At 60.4% G+C, this 17,804-nt stretch carries 21 protein-coding genes; 2 read left to right on the top strand and 19 right to left on the bottom strand.

Annotated elements, in window-relative coordinates; all coding sequences use genetic code 11:
* Positions 1–199: 199 nt before the first annotated feature.
* Positions 200–1,507 carry a uracil permease gene (gene uraA, locus GT019_RS10845; RefSeq protein ID WP_161743246.1) on the top strand — a complete coding sequence of 436 codons (1,308 nt, stop codon included), beginning with the start codon at positions 200–202 and terminating at the stop codon, positions 1,505–1,507.
* Positions 1,508–1,590: 83 nt separating this feature from the next.
* On the opposite strand, the gene GT019_RS10850 is transcribed toward uraA, so the two are convergent.
* From GT019_RS10850 to GT019_RS10915, 15 genes are all read right to left on the bottom strand, one after another.
* Positions 1,591–2,076, bottom strand: coding sequence for a hypothetical protein (locus GT019_RS10850; protein WP_161743169.1), 486 nt, complete (start codon positions 2,074–2,076; stop codon positions 1,591–1,593).
* Positions 2,077–2,130: 54 nt separating this feature from the next.
* Entirely contained in the window at positions 2,131–2,559 is a 429-nt protein-coding gene (locus tag GT019_RS10855; RefSeq protein ID WP_161743170.1) for a hypothetical protein, read from the bottom strand.
* Positions 2,556–2,702 carry a hypothetical protein gene (locus tag GT019_RS10860; protein WP_161743171.1) on the bottom strand — a complete coding sequence of 49 codons (147 nt, stop codon included), beginning with the start codon at positions 2,700–2,702 and terminating at the stop codon, positions 2,556–2,558. Before GT019_RS10860 ends, GT019_RS10855 begins: the two co-directional genes overlap by 4 nt.
* Positions 2,703–2,734: 32 nt before the next feature.
* Positions 2,735–2,887, bottom strand: coding sequence for a hypothetical protein (locus tag GT019_RS31575; RefSeq protein WP_201755340.1), 153 nt, complete (start codon positions 2,885–2,887; stop codon positions 2,735–2,737).
* 14 nt (positions 2,888–2,901) lie between these two features.
* Complete coding sequence (locus GT019_RS10865; RefSeq protein WP_161743172.1) at positions 2,902–3,792, bottom strand: hypothetical protein; 891 nt, start codon at positions 3,790–3,792, stop codon at positions 2,902–2,904.
* 16 nt (positions 3,793–3,808) lie between these two features.
* Positions 3,809–4,756 (bottom strand): type II secretion system F family protein, encoded by a 948-nt coding sequence (locus GT019_RS10870; protein WP_328803946.1) that lies wholly within the window; start codon positions 4,754–4,756, stop codon positions 3,809–3,811.
* Complete coding sequence (locus tag GT019_RS10875) at positions 4,741–6,201, bottom strand: ATPase, T2SS/T4P/T4SS family (RefSeq protein ID WP_161743173.1); 1,461 nt, start codon at positions 6,199–6,201, stop codon at positions 4,741–4,743. Before GT019_RS10875 ends, GT019_RS10870 begins: the two co-directional genes overlap by 16 nt.
* A complete protein-coding gene (locus tag GT019_RS10880) occupies positions 6,201–7,064 on the bottom strand; it encodes a P-loop NTPase family protein (protein WP_161743174.1) in 864 nt (287 codons plus the stop codon). The genes GT019_RS10875 and GT019_RS10880 overlap by 1 nt, the downstream gene beginning before the upstream one ends.
* On the bottom strand, positions 7,061–7,786 hold the full coding sequence (locus GT019_RS10885; RefSeq protein ID WP_161743175.1) for an SAF domain-containing protein: 726 nt from the start codon (positions 7,784–7,786) through the stop codon (positions 7,061–7,063). Before GT019_RS10885 ends, GT019_RS10880 begins: the two co-directional genes overlap by 4 nt.
* Before the next feature lie 174 nt (positions 7,787–7,960).
* Complete coding sequence (locus tag GT019_RS10890; protein WP_161743176.1) at positions 7,961–8,632, bottom strand: hypothetical protein; 672 nt, start codon at positions 8,630–8,632, stop codon at positions 7,961–7,963.
* A gap of 12 nt (positions 8,633–8,644) precedes the next feature.
* Positions 8,645–9,334, bottom strand: a complete 690-nt coding sequence (locus GT019_RS10895; protein WP_161743177.1) for a hypothetical protein — start codon at positions 9,332–9,334, stop codon at positions 8,645–8,647.
* A gap of 195 nt (positions 9,335–9,529) precedes the next feature.
* Entirely contained in the window at positions 9,530–9,880 is a 351-nt protein-coding gene (locus GT019_RS10900; RefSeq protein WP_125664969.1) for a type II toxin-antitoxin system PemK/MazF family toxin, read from the bottom strand.
* Positions 9,881–9,882: 2 nt separating this feature from the next.
* A complete protein-coding gene (locus GT019_RS10905) occupies positions 9,883–10,164 on the bottom strand; it encodes a CopG family ribbon-helix-helix protein (RefSeq protein ID WP_090644307.1) in 282 nt (93 codons plus the stop codon).
* 313 nt (positions 10,165–10,477) lie between these two features.
* Positions 10,478–11,665 (bottom strand): alanine racemase, encoded by a 1,188-nt coding sequence (alr, locus tag GT019_RS10910; RefSeq protein WP_161743178.1) that lies wholly within the window; start codon positions 11,663–11,665, stop codon positions 10,478–10,480.
* Positions 11,666–11,937: 272 nt separating this feature from the next.
* A complete protein-coding gene (locus GT019_RS10915; protein WP_161743179.1) occupies positions 11,938–13,209 on the bottom strand; it encodes an outer membrane lipoprotein-sorting protein in 1,272 nt (423 codons plus the stop codon).
* Positions 13,210–13,467: 258 nt separating this feature from the next.
* Here GT019_RS10915 and GT019_RS10920 point away from each other — a divergent pair, with 258 nt between their 5' ends.
* On the top strand, positions 13,468–13,971 hold the full coding sequence (locus GT019_RS10920; protein ID WP_161743180.1) for a DinB family protein: 504 nt from the start codon (positions 13,468–13,470) through the stop codon (positions 13,969–13,971).
* Positions 13,972–14,065: 94 nt separating this feature from the next.
* Here GT019_RS10920 and GT019_RS10925 read toward each other — a convergent pair whose 3' ends face one another.
* Genes GT019_RS10925 through GT019_RS10940 form a run of 4 tightly spaced genes read right to left on the bottom strand, consistent with a single transcriptional unit; the run spans position 14,066 to position 17,664 of the window.
* Positions 14,066–14,518, bottom strand: a complete 453-nt coding sequence (locus GT019_RS10925; protein ID WP_161743181.1) for an antibiotic biosynthesis monooxygenase — start codon at positions 14,516–14,518, stop codon at positions 14,066–14,068.
* Positions 14,519–14,547: 29 nt separating this feature from the next.
* Positions 14,548–15,363, bottom strand: a complete 816-nt coding sequence (locus GT019_RS10930; RefSeq protein ID WP_161743182.1) for an ABC transporter ATP-binding protein — start codon at positions 15,361–15,363, stop codon at positions 14,548–14,550.
* Positions 15,360–16,391 (bottom strand): FecCD family ABC transporter permease, encoded by a 1,032-nt coding sequence (locus tag GT019_RS10935; RefSeq protein WP_407945076.1) that lies wholly within the window; start codon positions 16,389–16,391, stop codon positions 15,360–15,362. Before GT019_RS10935 ends, GT019_RS10930 begins: the two co-directional genes overlap by 4 nt.
* A 4-nt stretch (positions 16,392–16,395) precedes the next feature.
* Positions 16,396–17,664: an ABC transporter substrate-binding protein gene (locus GT019_RS10940; protein WP_161743183.1), complete on the bottom strand. Its 1,269-nt coding sequence runs from the start codon at positions 17,662–17,664 to the stop codon at positions 16,396–16,398.
* Positions 17,665–17,804 lie beyond the last annotated feature (140 nt).

Consider the following 17,804-nt stretch of genomic DNA (forward strand, 5'->3'; position numbering starts at 1 on the left):
TTCCCCATTACAACAAATGGCGGCGGGCCCGTCAACCAAGACGGCCGATACTTCCCGTTCCGTCCAAACGCGTTCCGAACACCTTGGAAGAAGCCGAGCTCCGAAGCTCCATTGAGAAAGTCCTTGTCAACCCGCACGAGACTATGTATTATCGATAAAGTTGCGCAATTACGGTTAATTGGAGGCTACCAGCACGATGATGAAACAACGGGAAATCGACATTCGCGAAAGGCCGCCCCTCGGTCAGAGCTTGATGCTCAGCATCCAGCATTTGTTCGCCATGTTCGGCTCGACGGTGCTCGTGCCGAACCTGCTCGGCGTCGATCCGGCGATCTGCCTGCTGATGAACGGGATCGGCACGCTGCTCTATTTAGGGATCGTCAAAGGAAAAATACCCGCTTATCTCGGTTCAAGCTTCGCCTTTATCGCTCCCGCCGGCGCCGTGATCGGCAATCACGCCGCGCATGCCGACGGCTATGCCGCGGCGCTCGGCGGCTTTATCGCAGCTGGCGTCGTATTCACCGTGATCGCCTTGATCATCCAGGCGGCAGGGACCGGTTGGATCCATGTTCTGTTCCCGCCGGCCGCGATGGGCGCGATCGTAGCCGTCATCGGGCTCGAGCTCATTCCCGTCGCCGCCGGCATGGCCGGCTGGATCAAGTCTCCAAGCGCGGCGGCCGCGGACGCGTGGACGCCCGATTCGTCCGCGATCACGATCTCGATCGTTACCCTGCTCGTTACCGTGCTCGGTTCCGTGCTGTTTCGCGGCTTCATGCGCATCATTCCTATCCTGGTCGGCATCGTCTGCGGCTACCTGCTCGCTTATTTCATGGGCTATACCTCGTTTGATGCCGTAGCGGACAGCGGATGGTTCGCAGCGCCGACCTTCACGCTGCCGACCTTCGAATGGGCGGCGATTCTGACGATCGTGCCCGCGTCGCTCGTCGTCATCGCCGAGCACATCGGCCACCTGATCGTAACCGGCAATATCGTGCAGAAGGATCTGTCCAAAGACCCCGGGCTGCATCGTTCCCTGCTGGGCAACGGCGTATCCACCATCATCTCGGGCTTTCTCGGCTCCACGCCGAACACGACGTACGGCGAAAACATCGGCGTGCTCGCCATCACCCGCGTCTACTCGACCTTCGTGATCGGCGGCGCCGCGGTCTTCGCCGTGCTGCTGTCGTTTCTCGGCAAATTCTCGGCGTTAATCTCCGGGATTCCGCAGCCGGTCATGGGCGGCGTCTCGCTGCTCTTGTTCGGCGTCATCGCCGCCTCCGGTCTTCGCATGCTCGTGGAATCGAAGATCGATTACGGCAAACCGACGAATCTGTACCTGACGACCGTCGTGCTCGTAACCGGCTTGAGCGGCGCCAAGATCACGATCGGCGACTTCTCCTTGTCGGGAATGGCACTCGCGACGGTGACCGCGATCGTGCTCAGCTTGCTGTTCAAATTGTTCGAAATCACGCGAATGTCCAACGATACGGAAGCTTCCGGACATTGATGCATTCCTCATCCTCCCGCAACAGATCGAAAGGCCGAGCGGTTCATCCGCCGGCCTTTTTCCATGCGCTTCGATGACGGCGGTCAATTCGACGTCAATTCCGCCGTCCCTTTGATCGTCCACTCGATCGGTTCGATGACGGCGAACGCGCGCGGGTACACCATTCTGGCGATGAGCACGACGCCAGGACGATGCAGCGTCACCTCATAATCGTACGCGTCGTTCCGGTACGTGTACGGAAAAGCACGGTCATCATTTATGACCTGAAAATCGACGATTTCCACCCGTTCCTTCCAATACGTCCCCGGCAGCGGTCGCCCGTCCTCGTCGAGCTGCAAATTGCGCTGCAAATACAAGCCCGCCTCCGCGCGGGCGGCCGATGCGTCGATATGCAGCCTTCCGTCTCCCAACGCGGCAGCATCGACCTGCTGGGCGGCGGCATGGGCAGCCCGGTTGACGGCATGCTTGCCTTGAAACAAAGCCGCCACGGCCATCTCCTCGTCCGTTTGCAGCGCATGCAGCAGCATCCAAACGACGGCCATCAGCATCACGAGCACAAGCTTGTACATGGTCGCGAGTTCCTTTCATGTGGCGCAATAAAACACCTGATCCTGCCGACTCGGCTAATCCGGCACGAATTCGCTCATCTTCGTGCCTGCCGCCTGCAATCTATCCTCGGCCGATGGCGGCTCCACGCCGATCAACCGGTCGATGTTGAAAAGTCCTTCGACGGGATAACTCGCCGTTACGGACAGCGGCGCTCCCCGCGGCAGCGGCTGGGCCGGATTCATCGCGTCCGCCCCGTTATCCGAGGTGACCTCGAACTCGATCGACTCGGGCTTCAGGCCGAAGGAGGCCAATCGCCGCTTCGCTTCCTGCAGCATCGCGGCGTCGATGTAGCCGTAATCGCCGCTCGCCCCCACTTCCAGCAGATAGTCCACTTCTTGCTGAAGAACGGCTTGCCGCACGATGAGCACATGTTTGTAAATCGGACTGAACAAGAACCAGCACATCATCGCGGCAAGCAGCACGAACACGAGCAGGCTCTTCACGGGCTCATCCTCCGAATGCCGTCGCTCATATGGCCGCCGGACCGCTCCAGCTGCCGGTTCATCCCGTCGTCGCCGCCCGTCACTTCGCTATACACCATGATGGCGACGATAATGAGCAGCAGCGTCATGAGCAGGGAACGCATCGCGTCGCCTCCTTTGTAAAATGCGGTTAGGCTTAAGGGGTAAGCAGCGTGCTGATCCTCGTGTTGGCGGAATCTCCTTGCGATTGGATTTGCGCCTTCGTTCCCGTCGTATCCTTGGCGACGATGGCATTGAACAGCAGAATGACGACGACCAGCATCATCACGGTAATCAAAATGTTGCGCATGCGCGATCACCTCCTTAATTGAGTGATTGAAACAGTTTTTGTCCTTCCCGAACCCAAGGAAAGATAAAAATCTGAAACGTGTACAGAATGGGAATGCCGGCCAGCACGAACAAAAAATACGACGTCGATTCCTTCCGGCTGTCCTTGGCGAGCTCCAGCTTCTCTTTGTAGTCCTGGATGCGCTCGCGAAGCAGCTCGTAATACTGTTCGCTCTCATGCAGGCGAAGCGAATCGACGGTCTCGACGAAGCTCAGCCCTTCTTCCGTGCCGAGCCGCAGCTTGAGCCGCCGCAGCGCTCCCTCCGCATCGTGATACCATTCGCCGAGCAACGTCTGCATATCGTTCCGCATGGTGCGGGTAAACGGCAGGCAGCGCATCAGCTTCGTATGAATGTGAAGCGACGAGCCCGCCAAATAGAGCAACTGATTGCTGACGGTATAAATCTCCTTGGTCATCCGTTCCGCGCGCGCCCTGCGAATCGCTTCCAGCCATGGCTGATCCCAGAGCAGCAGCAGAACAAGCACGGCAAGGACCAGCGGCGGCGCGAAAGCCGGCAAAGCGGCGAGATGAAGCTTCATGATTCCGTAGGCCACCGCGGTCCAAACCGGCGTTCCCGCGAGGATGATTCTGCGGAGCAGCAGGTAGACCGCCGCGTCGCCCGTGAAGCCGCAGCCGGCCAGCAGCCGCTCGCGCTCCTTGAAGACGGCGGAGCTCCGGTTCAGCCTCGCCGCGCGAAGCCAGCGCTCGCTTACCGAATGCGTCCGCCATTTCAATAACGCCAAATGGGCAAATCGCGGACGCTTGAACGAAACGGCTTTAAGCAGCGAGACGACAAGCACGATGCCGAGCGCATACTGAACGGCGAGCGCCGCCCACATCAGGGCGATGCCGAGTTCGTTGTTCATCGGAGGCAGGCTCCTTTCACATTTTTTTACGGGAAAGCCAGAGTCCCATGACGAACGATAAGAAGATCATGACCGCGGCGTTCAGCAGCATGTTCCGCCCCCCGGGATCAAGCACGTAATACTTGTAGGCATTTTCAGGATTGTAGTGGAAATTAATGCCCACGAACAGCAGCAGAAACAGGATCGGCGAGAAATTGGCCAGACGGATCTCCAGCAGCTTGTTGCGATCCTGCTGATTGGTTCTGCGCGCCTTGCGCATATCCGTGATCAGATCCTTCAAGTTCGCGGCGATCGGATGCCCCTCCGCCAAGCCCGCCCGCACGATATTGATAAAATAATCGGCCCATACGTGGCCGAGCGAAGCCGCGAATATGCGCAGGCTCGCCTCGTCGTCCCCGCGCACGGAGATGTTCCGGTATAATTGTTCGAATACCGCCTGCATGGGGCCGAGCATCCGCTTCTCCTCGACCGTGCGCTGCAGCGCCGTGCGAATCTGCCTGCCGCCGCTGACGAGGCAGCATTGGTAGAACAGTTCGATGGCCGGAAGGAAATCGATGCGCGTCTTCATCTGGCGATGCACCTGCATCGTTCGGAGCAGCAAATACGGAAGCGCCCCGAGAACGCCGCCCAGCAGCAGCAGCCCCTTCGCGCTCCGGAAAAACATCGCGCCGAACGCCGCGCCTACCAGAAACAGCATCAGGCTGAGCACGACGACCGAGCCCGGCCGCAGGCTAAATTGGAGCGACTCCAGCAGCTCCGACAAATGGCGGTACGCCCGGTCGAACCGCTGCAGGTACCTGGACAGCCGCTCCTCGAACCGCTGCTCCTTGCGGTAGCTGAGCCTGCCGATTACCTGCTGGCGCTGCAGCCATAAATCCAGCAGGCTGCGCACGGCGACGAACAGCGTGCAGAACAAGGCCGCGGCGAACGTATACAAACCAAGCTGCATCATGTAGCGCTCCACGCTCCGTTCTCCCGTGAGCCGGAGGCGGCAGCTCCGCCGGTGCTTAACCGGCCTTCAAGGCCAAGCTCCGGCCAGGCAGCCATCCCTTCCGGCCGCGCGCCGCCGTCGAGCCTGGCTAATGCCGCCGCGGAAGGCAGGCAGGGATACCGCCAATCCCCTGCTTCTTCATCGAATGTCGCCCATTCCTTCACGGCCGGCCCCCCGTTCTCCCAGCTGATCTCCGCCAGACGGACCAAGCGGCGCCTGCCTCCGATAAAGCGCATCTCGATGCCGATTTCCGTGACGTATTCGGCGATCCGCTTCGTCAACCGCTCCGGATTCAACCCTCGGCCATCCTGCATGCACATGTCCGCGATGGCCTCCGGCACGTCCTCCAGCGTATTGGCATGCAGCGTCGTCATGCTCCCCGCATGTCCGCGGGTACAGGCACGGACGTAGATATTCGCATCCTCGTCCCTTATCTCGGCATGAATAATTCGCTGCGGGGACTGCCGGAGCGCCAGCTTGAACGCCTGTACCGAACGATGCAGCGGGTCTTCCTCGTCCACCTCGTACTCGATGACGTTCTTCGCCGGAAAATCCCGCTGCAGCATCAGCTCGTGCCGGCTTTCGATCGTGACCAGGCGCTCCTCGTCCGGCATTTCGCCGATCAGCGCCTTGATCAGGTTCGTCTTCCCGGAGTTGGTCGGACCGATGATGACGACATTGAACCGGGCATGCAGTACCGCCAGCAGCATCATTCGGAGTCTGTCGCTGATCGTGCCGTAAGCGGACTCGCTCAGCTGCGCCAGCCGGAACCGGCGCACCGTGTAGAAGCGCAGCGTAAGCGTCGGCTTCGCCGTAAAGCCGAACCCCGTCATCGTGACCCGCGTCCCGTCGCGGAGCATGACCTCCGCCCACCGTTTGCGCGGATTGATGCGATCGTTGTTGTACAGCACGAGATTCTGCTGAATCCGCTCCACCTCGCGGAGGGATTCGAACGCATAGGCGGACGGAAGCGCGACGCCGTCCCTTACCTCGAATACCGCCGTCCCCACGACTTGGATCTCCTCCAGCCCCTCGCGCTTGCGCAGCACGAGCTCGAGCACGTTCATCCCGATAACCTCGGCAAACAACGCTTCCGCCAACGTCGCGTAAGGATGGCGGTAGTCCGGAAGCTCGTGGATGCGCTGACGCAGCAGCCGGTCGGCGATCACCGCCAGAATCCGCTCCCGGTCGCCGGCATAACCCAATACGGCGCGATTCAAGCATTCGTTGTATTCCCGCCGTTCTTCCTCCGTCTCGCCCCGCGGCTGGGCCAGATAGGTCCTGACGTCCTCCGCCAGATGGCGGAAATCCCTCAGCGGATCCGCGCTCATCGCGGACAGCGGCGCGTCATGCCGCTCTTCCTCCGCCCACAGCTTGGCCGAATAGGCCGCCGGCGAGAAACGTCCTTCTTTCTTCATTACGAGCTCACCCCGCCGCGATGCGTCAGCAGCTTCTTGTACCAGGGCTGCATGACGAGATTCCGCTGACGCTTCAGACCGTAGGCTTCCGCGATCGCCTTGGCCGGCCCCCGCATCGCTTTCTTCCCGCGCTCGTCGTCCGCCAGCCATTCGTCCAGCGTTCCGCTGTCCAGCTGGTTCAACAACGGCTCGGTCAAAGCGAGCTCGCCCAAAAGCGGCACGCCGAGCTCATTGCAAATGTCTTTCACGTGAAATCCTCCCTTGCCCCAAGGCGGTTGAATGACAAGTCCTTGAAACGATGCCGCCGGTATGCCGTAGAGCGGCGAAAGCTGCTTTACCCAGCGCTGCCCGTCCTCCTGAAAGTGGGACAACGCGCCGGTCGTGACGACGATGCGCATGTCGGCCCGCCGCAAGGCGCACAGCGTCGCGGCATTATCCCAGTAAGCGCCGACGTCGGCCACGACGATGTCGAAGGTCTGCGACGCGACCGCGAACAGGTGATCGATTTCCTCCGTGGCGTAAAATTCCGCTTGATCGCGCAGCATGTTGCCGAACAGCACGTGCACGCCGGGCAGCCTGCGGGAACGGTGCACCGAGCGAAGCAGCTTCTCCGGATACAGCGACTGCGTGGCCAGCTCCGGCCGCAGCGAATCCAGCGTCGCGGCCGGCTCGTCGACGCCGAGGTACCGGTGCGTCTTCGCGCTCTTCAGATTGAGGCAAAGAAAGCCGACGGAGCCTCCGCTCTCCTCCGCGATCCGGCAGGCGGCGGCGAAAGCGGCCGCCGACGTTCCGATATTCGGCGTCGTGCCGACGAACGCGATCATCGGCGCTCCCTCCGCGGCGGACTCGTCGGTCCGGCTCATGGCGTTCCCTCCTCCGGCGAAGCGCCGACGTCAAGCGATTCCGGGGAGTACGCGATCACGACCTTGCTTTTGCCGCCCTTGCAGAGCGAATCCAGCTGCAGCCACTGCTCCTCCGTCAGGTTCAGGTTGATGTAGTCGATCATGCCGTTGGCATCGCGCCTGGACGCGTACATCGCTTCTTTATCTCCGTTCGCCATCGACTTCAAGCTGGAATCGTTCATATCGTCGATCTCCACGTTGCCCGCCGTCTTGACGGAAGCGACGGTGACGGGTTCCCGGAATAGCCGCTCCGATTGAACGGAATCCCCGGACGCGTACACCGTCACTTTATCGCCGGCCCGAATGCCGTTCGACACCGAGAGGACATAATCGCGCGGAATGCCGAACGTCGATTGGCTGTCGGTCGGCAGCAAGCGGAACTTATCGACCTTCCACCGAAGCAGCGGTTCGTCCGCGCCTAGCGGCACGACGACCTCCATGCCGTTCAGCTCGTCACGGCTTACCGCCATGCTCTCGGAATACGACGCTTTGGCGATCGGCTTCATGCCCAGCATATCCGGCGTCAACCGTTCGCCCGCGGAGACGAATCGCACGGGAACGACCACGTCGACCGTCTCCTGGAACTTCACCTGCCGCAGCTGCAGCACGTAGACGCCGTATACGAGCAGGGCCGAGAGCAGCGCGGCCGTCACGGAAATCAGGATATTTCGTTTTCTGTTCATGCCATCCCTCCGCTGCAATCATTCACATGAGACAAAAAAAAGAACGCACGCCGGGCAATGTGCCCAAGCTTGCGTTCTTCGCATAGCGGTTGCTATTGATCTGCTCATATAATGTTGACCTCATGATAGCAGACATTATTTTAGCTGTCTACAAGAAAATGTCATTTTCTGTCGTCAGATTCTGACCTCCGCCCGAATCTGCGCGTCCCCGGCGCGCCTCAGCTGCTTGCTGTATTCGACGAGGCCGATCCGGCAGCCGGCGCCGATCGTCACATGCGCGCCCCGCACCACGTCGGCCGTCGTATTCTCCAAGTAGACGTGCTCCCCTTCGATCAGCTCGGCCGTCAGCGTCACATCCCCCGGTCCGGAAAACAGCTGCTTCAGCCCGCCCCACTTGCTCTGCCTGACCCGGATTCGTCTGCCGCCGATTTCCTTTGCCCTGCAGGGACCCCATGTCCGGATATCCACTTCGGCGGCATGCAGCAGCCCGTGAATATGAAAACCGCCGCTGGAATCGAAGCGCTCGGCCTCGCATTCGCCATGCGCGTCGAGCTGTCCCCTGACCCGAATCGTACGGGCGCGTAGGCTGCCCGAAATATTCAACTGGCCTAAAATATCGACTTGGTTGCCCGTCAAATCGCCATGAACGACGGCTTCCCCGATTTGCCGGTAATGCCCGATTTTCAGGGCGCCCGTAACGTCGATCGTGCCCATGCTGCGCATGGAATCGCTCTCCAGCGGTCCGAAGATCTGCGCCTCGCCCATGATCCGCACGTGATGAAAGCTGCCGCCATGCGTGGAACCGCTCCCGGTGATTCTGATGTTGCGTTTCATCGTCGCATGCATGCCGATTCCTCCTTACATTTGGATTTGGTAGCTCGAGCGTACCTGCGCCTGCGGATGCACGACCAATTCCGCGCCGTATTCCACGCGGTCGATCTCGCAGCCGGGTCCGATGACGACGGTCCTCCCGCGGACGGTTTCCGCCGACGTCTCCTCGAGGTCGACGATATCCGCTTCGATGACGCGGGCGCGCGCATGCGCCTGCCAGCCGTCCGGGAGCAGCGACTCGATCAGGCGTCTTACCCCGCCTTTGCCCGCATGCTTCACCGTAATGCGTTCCGCTTTGATGCCCTCCGCCTGAAGCGGCCCTTCCAGCATCATCTCGATTTGCTCGCCCGTCAGCCAACCGTCGACGATGAGGGCGCCTCTTGCCTTGCTCTGCTTGATCTCGCAATGCCCTTTCACCCTCACGTAGCCGTTCATCGCGAAGCGATCGACCCGCAGCGGCCCGTTGACGGTGACCTGTCCTTCCAGGTAGGCGTCCCTTGCCTGCACGCCGCCGTGACAGGTCAGCTTGCCGTTGACGTCCAGCCGTTCCTCCGCGCGGATGCCGCCCGCCGTCGTCATGCCGCTCGCTTCGAAGCCGAAGCAGTCGATCGGACCGTTGATTTTGCAGACGCCTTCCATTTTCACATTGTAATATTCTCCGCCGGCAGCATTGCCGATGCCCGCGATTTGCAGATCGGGCCGACTTGTCGTTCTCATGGCGCATTCCTCCGATATTGGCGTTCTTATGACTCCATTATGCGCTTCGTGCGCAGGGGAGGACAGCGGCGGGAGAAGGAACTTGCGCTCCTCCCCCAGACGGATGGAACCGCGCGCCAGTGCCGGCAATCGGCAAATGAACACAAAAAAGAGCCCCCGCAAGGGCTCGAGTGCCGTTCATTTCGCAGTAGGAGCTTAAAAATCGATAAGACCGACGCTGATCTGGAGCGCTTCGTCCACCTTGCGCATCGTTTCGTCGTCGAGGTGCGTGATTTTGTCGGTGAGCCGCTGCTTATCGATCGTCCGGATTTGCTCGAGCAGCAGCACGGAATCCCGGTCGAACCCGTGGGACGCCGCATCGATCTCGACATGCGTCGGCAGCTTCGCCTTCTGGATCTGGGCCGTGATGGCCGCCACGATGACGGTCGGGCTGAAACGGTTGCCGATATCATTTTGAATAACCAAAACAGGACGCACGCCGCCCTGCTCGGAACCTACGACAGGTGACAAATCCGCAAAAAACACATCGCCGCGTTTAACGATCAAGCTTACACCCCGCTTACGAGTCGGCCGAGCGTGTCGCCGGCATCTTCCTCCGCTTGAAAAGCTTCCGAAGCCATTACCAGGTTAATCTTGGCCATCTCCAGATAGCCCCGCTGCATTGAATCCCGAATCTGACGCTTCTTCCGTTCAATCAAGTACAGTTTCATAGCCTGACGAATAAATTCGCTTCGGTTCGAGTTTTCTTTGGCGACGATTCCGTCGACTTCCTCCAGCAAATGATCCGGTAAACTGATCATAATCCTTTTGGTATTTTGCAAATTGGCCACCGAACTCGCACCTCCAAAACATTTCCAGCAAGGTGAAACGGCCGTCACCGTCCTTAAGAAGGCGAAACGCGTTTCATCCCGGAGAAACATAAGCCTGCTGCATATAGGTAAAAAAGGCTTATATTTCAAAAAACAGTAACAGTATGTCATTGTTTGGTCCGTATTATACACCCTCATATGTATGCAACCCGTATATCAAGTATGCTGCATCCACGTGTAACCTACGAAGGCCCCAAACCGTATTGGCTAACTTACATTATTCGCGCTTAGACGATAAAATCCTCTTGCGCCAATCAAATCTTGCGCATGAAATTTATTCCTTCGCGCGCAGCAGCGGATTCGACTCCGCCGCGATCTCCCCGCCGCGCTTATAGACGCGCGGCACCCGGGCCGCGATCATGCAGGTCACTTCGTAGTTGAGCGTGTCGAGCTTCGCCGCCACCTCTTCCGCCGTCACCACGTCATCGCCTTGCGCGCCGATCAGCACGACTTCCTCGCCGTTCGCGACCGGAACTCCGTCCGATACCGGATCGAGCGCGATCATGCACTGGTCCATGCAAATCGTGCCGAGCACGGGCACGCGCCGCCCGCGAATCAGCACTTCCGCTTTGCCCGTCAGCATGCGGCTGTACCCGTCGGCATACCCGACCGGCAGCGTCCCGATCGACTCCTTGCCCGCGGTGACATACCGCGAGCCGTAGCTGATGCCCCAGCCCGGCGGAGCTTCCTTCACCATCACGACCTCCGTCTTCAGCGTCATGACCGGCTTCAGCGCGATCCGGCTGTTGTTCACTTCCGTGGACGGATACAAGCCGTACATGCTGATGCCGAGTCGCAGCATGCCGCCGCCCATCTCCGGCGTATCGATGCCCGCCGCGCTGTTCGCCGCGTGAATGATCGGGATTATTAACCCCTCGGCCTTCAACCGTTCGACAACGTTCCCGAACCGTTCGTGCTGCAGCCGCGTATAGCTCTTGTCCGCTTCGTCGGCCCGCGCGTAATGCGTGAACAAGCCTTCCACGTGCAGATTCGGAACCTGCATCGCCGAGCGGATGAACGGAATCGCGTCGTCCGGCAACCGGCCGAGGCGCCCCATGCCCGTGTCGATCTTCACGTGAACGGCAAGCTTCTTGCCGTTAACGGGCAGCGCCGCAGCCGCTTCGAGGACATCGTCGCGGAACAGCGCGATCGCGATATCCGCGTCGCGCGCGATATCCAACCCTTCCGGCGGCACGTAGCCCAGCACCAGAATTTTCGCTTTCACGCCGGCCTGCCTGAGTTGAAGCGCTTCATCCAGGAAGGCGACGCCGAGGAAATCGACGCCGCAGCGTTCCGCTTCCCGCGCCACTTCGACGGCGCCATGGCCGTACGCGTTGGCCTTCACGGATGCCATGAGCAGCATGCCCTCCGGAATGGCCGCGCGAAAAGCCAACAAATTATGCTGCAATGCATCCAGCGATATCTCGGCCCGAGTCGGGCGATAATAACCAGCCGTTGTCAACTTGCCCCACCTTCATTTCCAAAAAAGTAAACGCCCCCCAGCGAAGATGGGCAGGCGTTTATCTCAAAATCCAAGCATGCATCAGTTTCACCTTATCGGACGCGCTTGCATTTCTCCGGAATGAAACGGGCCGCGCCGCCAAAATCGGGCAGTGCGGACCGATTCACCTTGTTTACCCCATAAATTCTATGTTAACCGTTCGCGCAAGGGGTTGTCAATGAATTGACGTTCGATCGCGGCGGGCAAGTGTTGGAAATCCGGCGTTCCAGCCGTTATTTGGACATCTCGCCCTGGACGGACTGCGCGACCTTGATCATCTCCGGTTCGGGCATATTGCCGCTCGTGATCCGGAACTCGGTACCCTCGTAGGTCCACGTGAGCGTCTTCTGCTCGTCGCCGCTGAGCAACCCGTACGTGAAGCCTAAGTCTTTCAGTTCGCCCTTCACCGCGGATACGGCGACGTCCTTCGGCTGCGTCTCGATCAACGTATAGTCGTAGGTGCCGGAGTAGCGGATCATGATGCCCGGGTTGCCGCCGAAGACGATGTTTTGGTTATCCACCTCCGACACGCCGTCCGGGAAATATGTCGGATCCATGCCCGTGAAGGTGCCTTCGGCATGGTCGGCAGGCGCCATCGCGCCGTCCGAATCCTCGTTTGCCGCGTTCTCGTTCGAGGCATCGTTGCCGCCGTTATTCGCGTTCGTAGCAGCATTTTTGTCCGGATTGTCGGCATTCGCGTTGGTGTCGTCCGAATTTCCGCTCGTGGCTTCGTAATCCGGATTATTGGCGTTGGCTCCGTTGTCCGGCGACGCGGATGCGTTGTCGCTGCCGGCGTTCGCGTTGTCGTTCGCGGCGTTCGCATTGCCGTTGTCCGGATCCGCCATCGTCGGCTGATCGCCGCCAGCGGCCGGGGTTCCCATGTTCTTCTGCGTATCGAAGACGCTCTTCTCGAGCTTGGAGCCGAATTTGAAGGAATCGAACTTGACGGATACCATGACCGCGTTGTTGGCGTCGCTGACCTCCACTTTGTTCGGCGCGTAGTCGGATTTGTTCAACCAAATTTTTTGCCGGGCCAAGGAGCCGTTCTGGTAATTCGCCATGACGTCGAACACGTATGCGTCGTTGTCGACCGCGAACTGGCGGGAGTTGTCCAGCAGGATGCTTTGCACGAGCGTCTGGTACAGATACACTTGGCCTTGGTTGGCCGGCCAGTCGCTTTGGAAGCGGAACACCTTGTTCAACCGCGGCGTGAGCACGAACACCCCTTCGTCGTTGCGGAGCACGATCTGGGTGATGTCCTTCTTGGCGTTCGTGAGCGCGATGCGGTAGTACGACGGCTTCTGGTAGGAAACTTCCACTTGGTACTCGAGCGGCTGCTGGCCCGTAAACAACGTCATGGTGCCTTTGCCCGTATAGCTGTCCAGACCGCTTAACGTTTTGTCCAAATCCTTGACAACCGATTCCGCGTCCTTAGTCCCGCAGCCTGCGAGCACCGCCGTGAGGCATAGCAAGATCGCTGCAATGAAACTGAATCGACGACGCATGAGATCAACCCCTCATCACAATTTTTAAACGTATCCGGAGGTGTACGGAGCCGGGTGCGGATATCGCGCACGGGCCGCGTACGGGGACAAGAGCCGTTTACGCTTGACTTGTACAATGTTTATGAGGGGACTTGGCCGAATATGCAGACAAGTTGCGGCTTGGACGATTTAGCTTCGGATACGGGCGTTCCACGCTCGGGCATGGCCTGTTATGCTAAGAGGAGCAGTCACACTACCAGAAGGAGCGTGTCGTTCCCGATGTACGACTTCATTGAAACGTTCAGATCCGATTTAGAGACTTATTCGCCGGACAGGCTGAAGCGCATCGCCAAACCGGGCAGCTGGTCGCTCGGGCAGCTGATGGACCATATCGTCGCCGTCGCGGACGAGTATTTGGGCCACGTCGCGACTTGCGCCAGGACGACGGAGCCGCAGACTTCCGGCAAAACGGAAGCCGGGGAAGACGTGTTTCGGCGCCGCGCGTTTCCGCCTATTCGCATCGCACTGCCGGATACGCCGGAATTTACGCCGAGCAACGACCGCAGCAAGGAAGAGCTGCTGGCCGAATTGGATCGCATCGAGCGCGAGATGGCGGCTTGGGAACCGCGGCTTGACGCGATCGATCCGGAGATGAAAGTGCGGCATGGCGGCTTCGGGTGGCTGAACGCCCGCGAATGGTTCGACATGATCGGGTTCCATACGCGGCATCATTTCAGGCAGAAAGCCGAACTGGAAGCATGGACCGCACCGCCGGGCGCCTAGAAAAAAAGCCTCCTTGCCCGCGCGCGCCGCGTGGTCAAGGAGGCTTTTTTCAAACTTCGTGGCCGCGCGGCCGTTCCGCGCGAAGTCCGGCCCTTCAGGTACCGGCTTCCACGGAAGAGGCGGACGCGGGCAGATGCGTCACGACGACCTGATAGGTCGTGACTTTGCTGCTGATGATCGGTCCTTTCCCGGCTGCGCCCGGACCGGGAGCAGGTCCGCCATGGCCGCCGCCGTGAGCGGGCTCCGCGGCTGCCGCATGCGTGCTTGCCCCATGCGCCGCCTGTTCTCCCCTGCCTTCCGCCCCTTCGCCCCGGCGGGAATGCGCGTGGCGGAAGGAATCGCTGTTCGTCCACGCTTGGAACGCTTCTTCGCTCTCCCAAGCCGTGCACACCCGCACTTCTTCCGTCTCTTCCGTCAATGAGGCGTGCAGCACGTCCATGCGAACGAAGCCCGGGAACGTATGCACGCTCTTCGGCGAGCGGAATCTGTCCAAGATCGCCTCCGCGGCGCCGGCCCTGATTTCAAAACGGTTCTCTACAATAATCATCGTCGATAGCCTCCTTTGGTGCTTACCTGCTAAGCGCTCTCCGCCGCGCTTCCGCGTTTGGCGATGCCGCACGGCAAATAAACCGGTACGCCGTCATCGTAATATACTTTCGCCTCAATGCCAAATACGTCGCGGAAGAAGTCGGCGCGAAACAGTTCGGAAGGACTGCCCTCCCGCACGATCGCGCCCTGCTTCATCGCCACGATGCGGTCGCAGTAGCGCGCGGCCTGATTCAAGTCGTGGAGCACCATCACGACCGTAATGCCTTGATCGCGGTTCAGGCCGCGGATGAGCTCCATCAATTCCAGCTGATGCGCGATATCGAGATACGTCGTCGGCTCGTCGAGCAGCAGCAGCTTGGGCGTCTGCGCCATGCACATGGCGAGCCACGCGCGCTGCCGCTCGCCGCCGGAGAGCTCCTGGAGGAGACGATGCTGAAGCGGATCCATGCTTGTGACCCGCAGCGCCCAATCGACCACGTCCTCATGCTTGCCCCGGCATTCCTCGTACCATTTCAGATGGGGATTGCGCCCTCTGCGAACGAGCTCGCGCACCGTGATATCCGTTACCGGCTCCTGCGTCTGCGTCAGCATGGTCATCTGCCGGGCGATCGCCTTGCCGTCCAAGCCGGCCATGTCCCGGCCGTCCATCTCGACGGCTCCGCCATGCGGCGCCGCCAACCTGGACAACATCCGGAGCACGGTCGATTTGCCCGATCCGTTAGGTCCGACGATGCCCAGCCATTCGCCGGCGGCCACCTCGAGGTTGAAACCGTTCACGATGGAGGCTTCACGTCCGTAGCCGTACTTGAGATCCGAAGCCGTCAATGCCGGAATCGCCGTCATCGCTTGATCCCCCTTCGCAGCAAGTAGAGAAAGAACGGCGCGCCTAGCAGCGCCAGCAGAATGCCGACGGGGAACTCGATCGGGTCGAACCAGCTGCGCGCGGCCGTGTCCGCCGCAATGACGAGCGCCCCGCCGCCGATCGCGGAGACCGGCAGGAAAATCCGATAGTCGTTGCCGACGAGCAGCCTTACGATGTGCGGCACCACCAAGCCGACGAAGCCGACCATCCCGACGATGCTGATCGCGGCGCCCGCAAGGAACGTCGACAGCAGAATGATCAGCAGCCTCCCGGCCTCGACCCGCCCGCCAAGCAGCTTCGCGGCATCGTCGCCCAGCACGAGCAGATTCGCCGTCTTGATCAGAAACGCGGAAGCGAGCAGTCCGACGACCGTATACGGAAGCAGCGTGTCGAAATGCGGCCAGCTTCTGCCGTTCAAGCTTCCGGACATCCACGGCAGCACGGACTGCACCTTCTCGCTGTTCAGAATCATGAGCGCGGTCATCCCCGCGCCGAGCAGCGAGTTGACGGCGACGCCGGCCAGTATGAGCCGAAGCGGCGAAGCGCCGTCCTTCCAAGCGAGCGCGTAAACGACCGCGGCAGCCGCCAATGCGCCGAGAAACGCGGAGATCGGCAGGTACGCGATATGCTCCGGAAACAAAATCATGATGACGACCGCCGCAAGGCCGCCGCCGGAAGAAACGCCGATAATGCCGGGATCGGCAAGCGGGTTGCGAAACACGCCCTGCAGGAACGCGCCGGCGACCGCCAGGCAGATGCCCGCCAAGAGGCCGGTCAAGACGCGAGGTAGCCGCAAATTCCAGACGATCTGCCTCGCTTCCGAATCGGAAGCATGCAGCAGCGACGTCCATACTTCCCGCGCCGGAATGGAGATTGCGCCGGACATCAAGCCTACGAGCATCGCGGCCAGCAGCAGGGCGACCATGCCGATCAGCACCGCGACCCTGCGGGCATGGCGAGAGAGCGCGGCTTGCTGCGCTCTCCCTTTGCCAGTAACGAGTGTCGCCATCGATTTACTTGACCTGCAGCAGCAGGCTGTTGATCGTCCGGATCGCCTGCGGTGCCCGGATGCCCGGGTTCGCCGCGAACAGATCGGAAGGCAGCACCTCGAAACGGTCGTTCTTCACGGCGGACAAGCTCTTCCAAGCCGGGTTGCTCTCGAACTGTTTCTTGAAGCTTTCTTTCACTTCCGCGGCATCGCCGTGGGTGATGAACAGGATCAGATCCGGGTTGGCCGCGACGATGCGCTCCAAGCTAAGATCCGCGTATTGCGGCATGGTGTCGATGCCCTTGAAGCCCGACGCGACGTTCTTGCCGCCGGCCAGCTCCAGGAAGTTGCCCGGGTAGCTCGTAGGCAGCGCGACGACGAAGCTGCCGGGAGCGCCGTATACGATCAGCGTCTTCGGCTGCGCGCTCGGCTTCTTGAGCGACGCGACGTCGGCGTTCATCTTGGCGATCAGCTGCTCGGCTTTCGTCTCTTGGCCGAGAATGCGGCCGTACAAGCGAACGGAGGCTTGAATTTCGGTAAACGTATTATGCGAATTGAACATGACCTGAGGACCGAGCTTCTCGATCGTCGCTTGCTGGGTTTTGAGCGCCGGGCTCGCGATGACGAGGTCCGCTTTCAACGTCGCCAGCTTCTCGAATTCGATGCCGTGGGTGCTCCCGACCTCGGGCACGGATGCGGCGGCCGGCGGATAGACCGCGCCGAGCGCGGTCGAACGGCCGACGACCTTGCTGCCGAGCGCGTAGATGATTTCCGTGTCGGACGAGGAAAGCGTCACGATCCGTTTCGGTTTTTTCTTGAGCGCGAACGGACCCGTGCTCGTGTTCACCGTCAGCGTGCTGCTGATAGCCACCGTCGCGGATGGCTTGCTGTAAGACACCCATTTGCCGAAGGCTTCGGAAACGAGCCGCAGCGGCACGTAGGTTTTGCCGTTCACGATGACCGGAGCGGCCTCGAGCGTTTGGGCGTCCCCGTCTATGTAGGCCGTGCGCGAGCCGACCGTCAGCTTGACGGACACGCCGCCTTGCGTCGCGGATACCGCTTTGCTCGCGGCATCCCAGCTTGCTTTGCCCCCGAGCGCGGCGACGATGCCGCCGTAGGGAACGAGCGTGCGCCCGCTCACGATCGTCGGAGCGGCGTCCAGCGACACGCTTTTGCCGTCCAGCGTTACTTTGATCGGCGCGCTCGCCGCGCTTGCCGTATAACCCAAGCTGGCAGCCGGCGCCGCTAGCACCGCGGCCGCCAACAGCCCTTTAGATAAACCTTTCCACAACACAATACCAGCCCCCTGAACGATAATGAGAATCAATATCAATTAGTACATGCACAATCTTAATCGATAATGATTCTCATTGTCAATAATGAAATTGGTAAAAAGATCCGCAGCCTTTTTCGTCCTCGTCGGTCCAAGGAAAT

The organism is Paenibacillus glycinis, from assembly GCF_009909185.1.
GTDB classification, from domain to species: domain Bacteria; phylum Bacillota; class Bacilli; order Paenibacillales; family Paenibacillaceae; genus Paenibacillus_Z; species Paenibacillus_Z glycinis.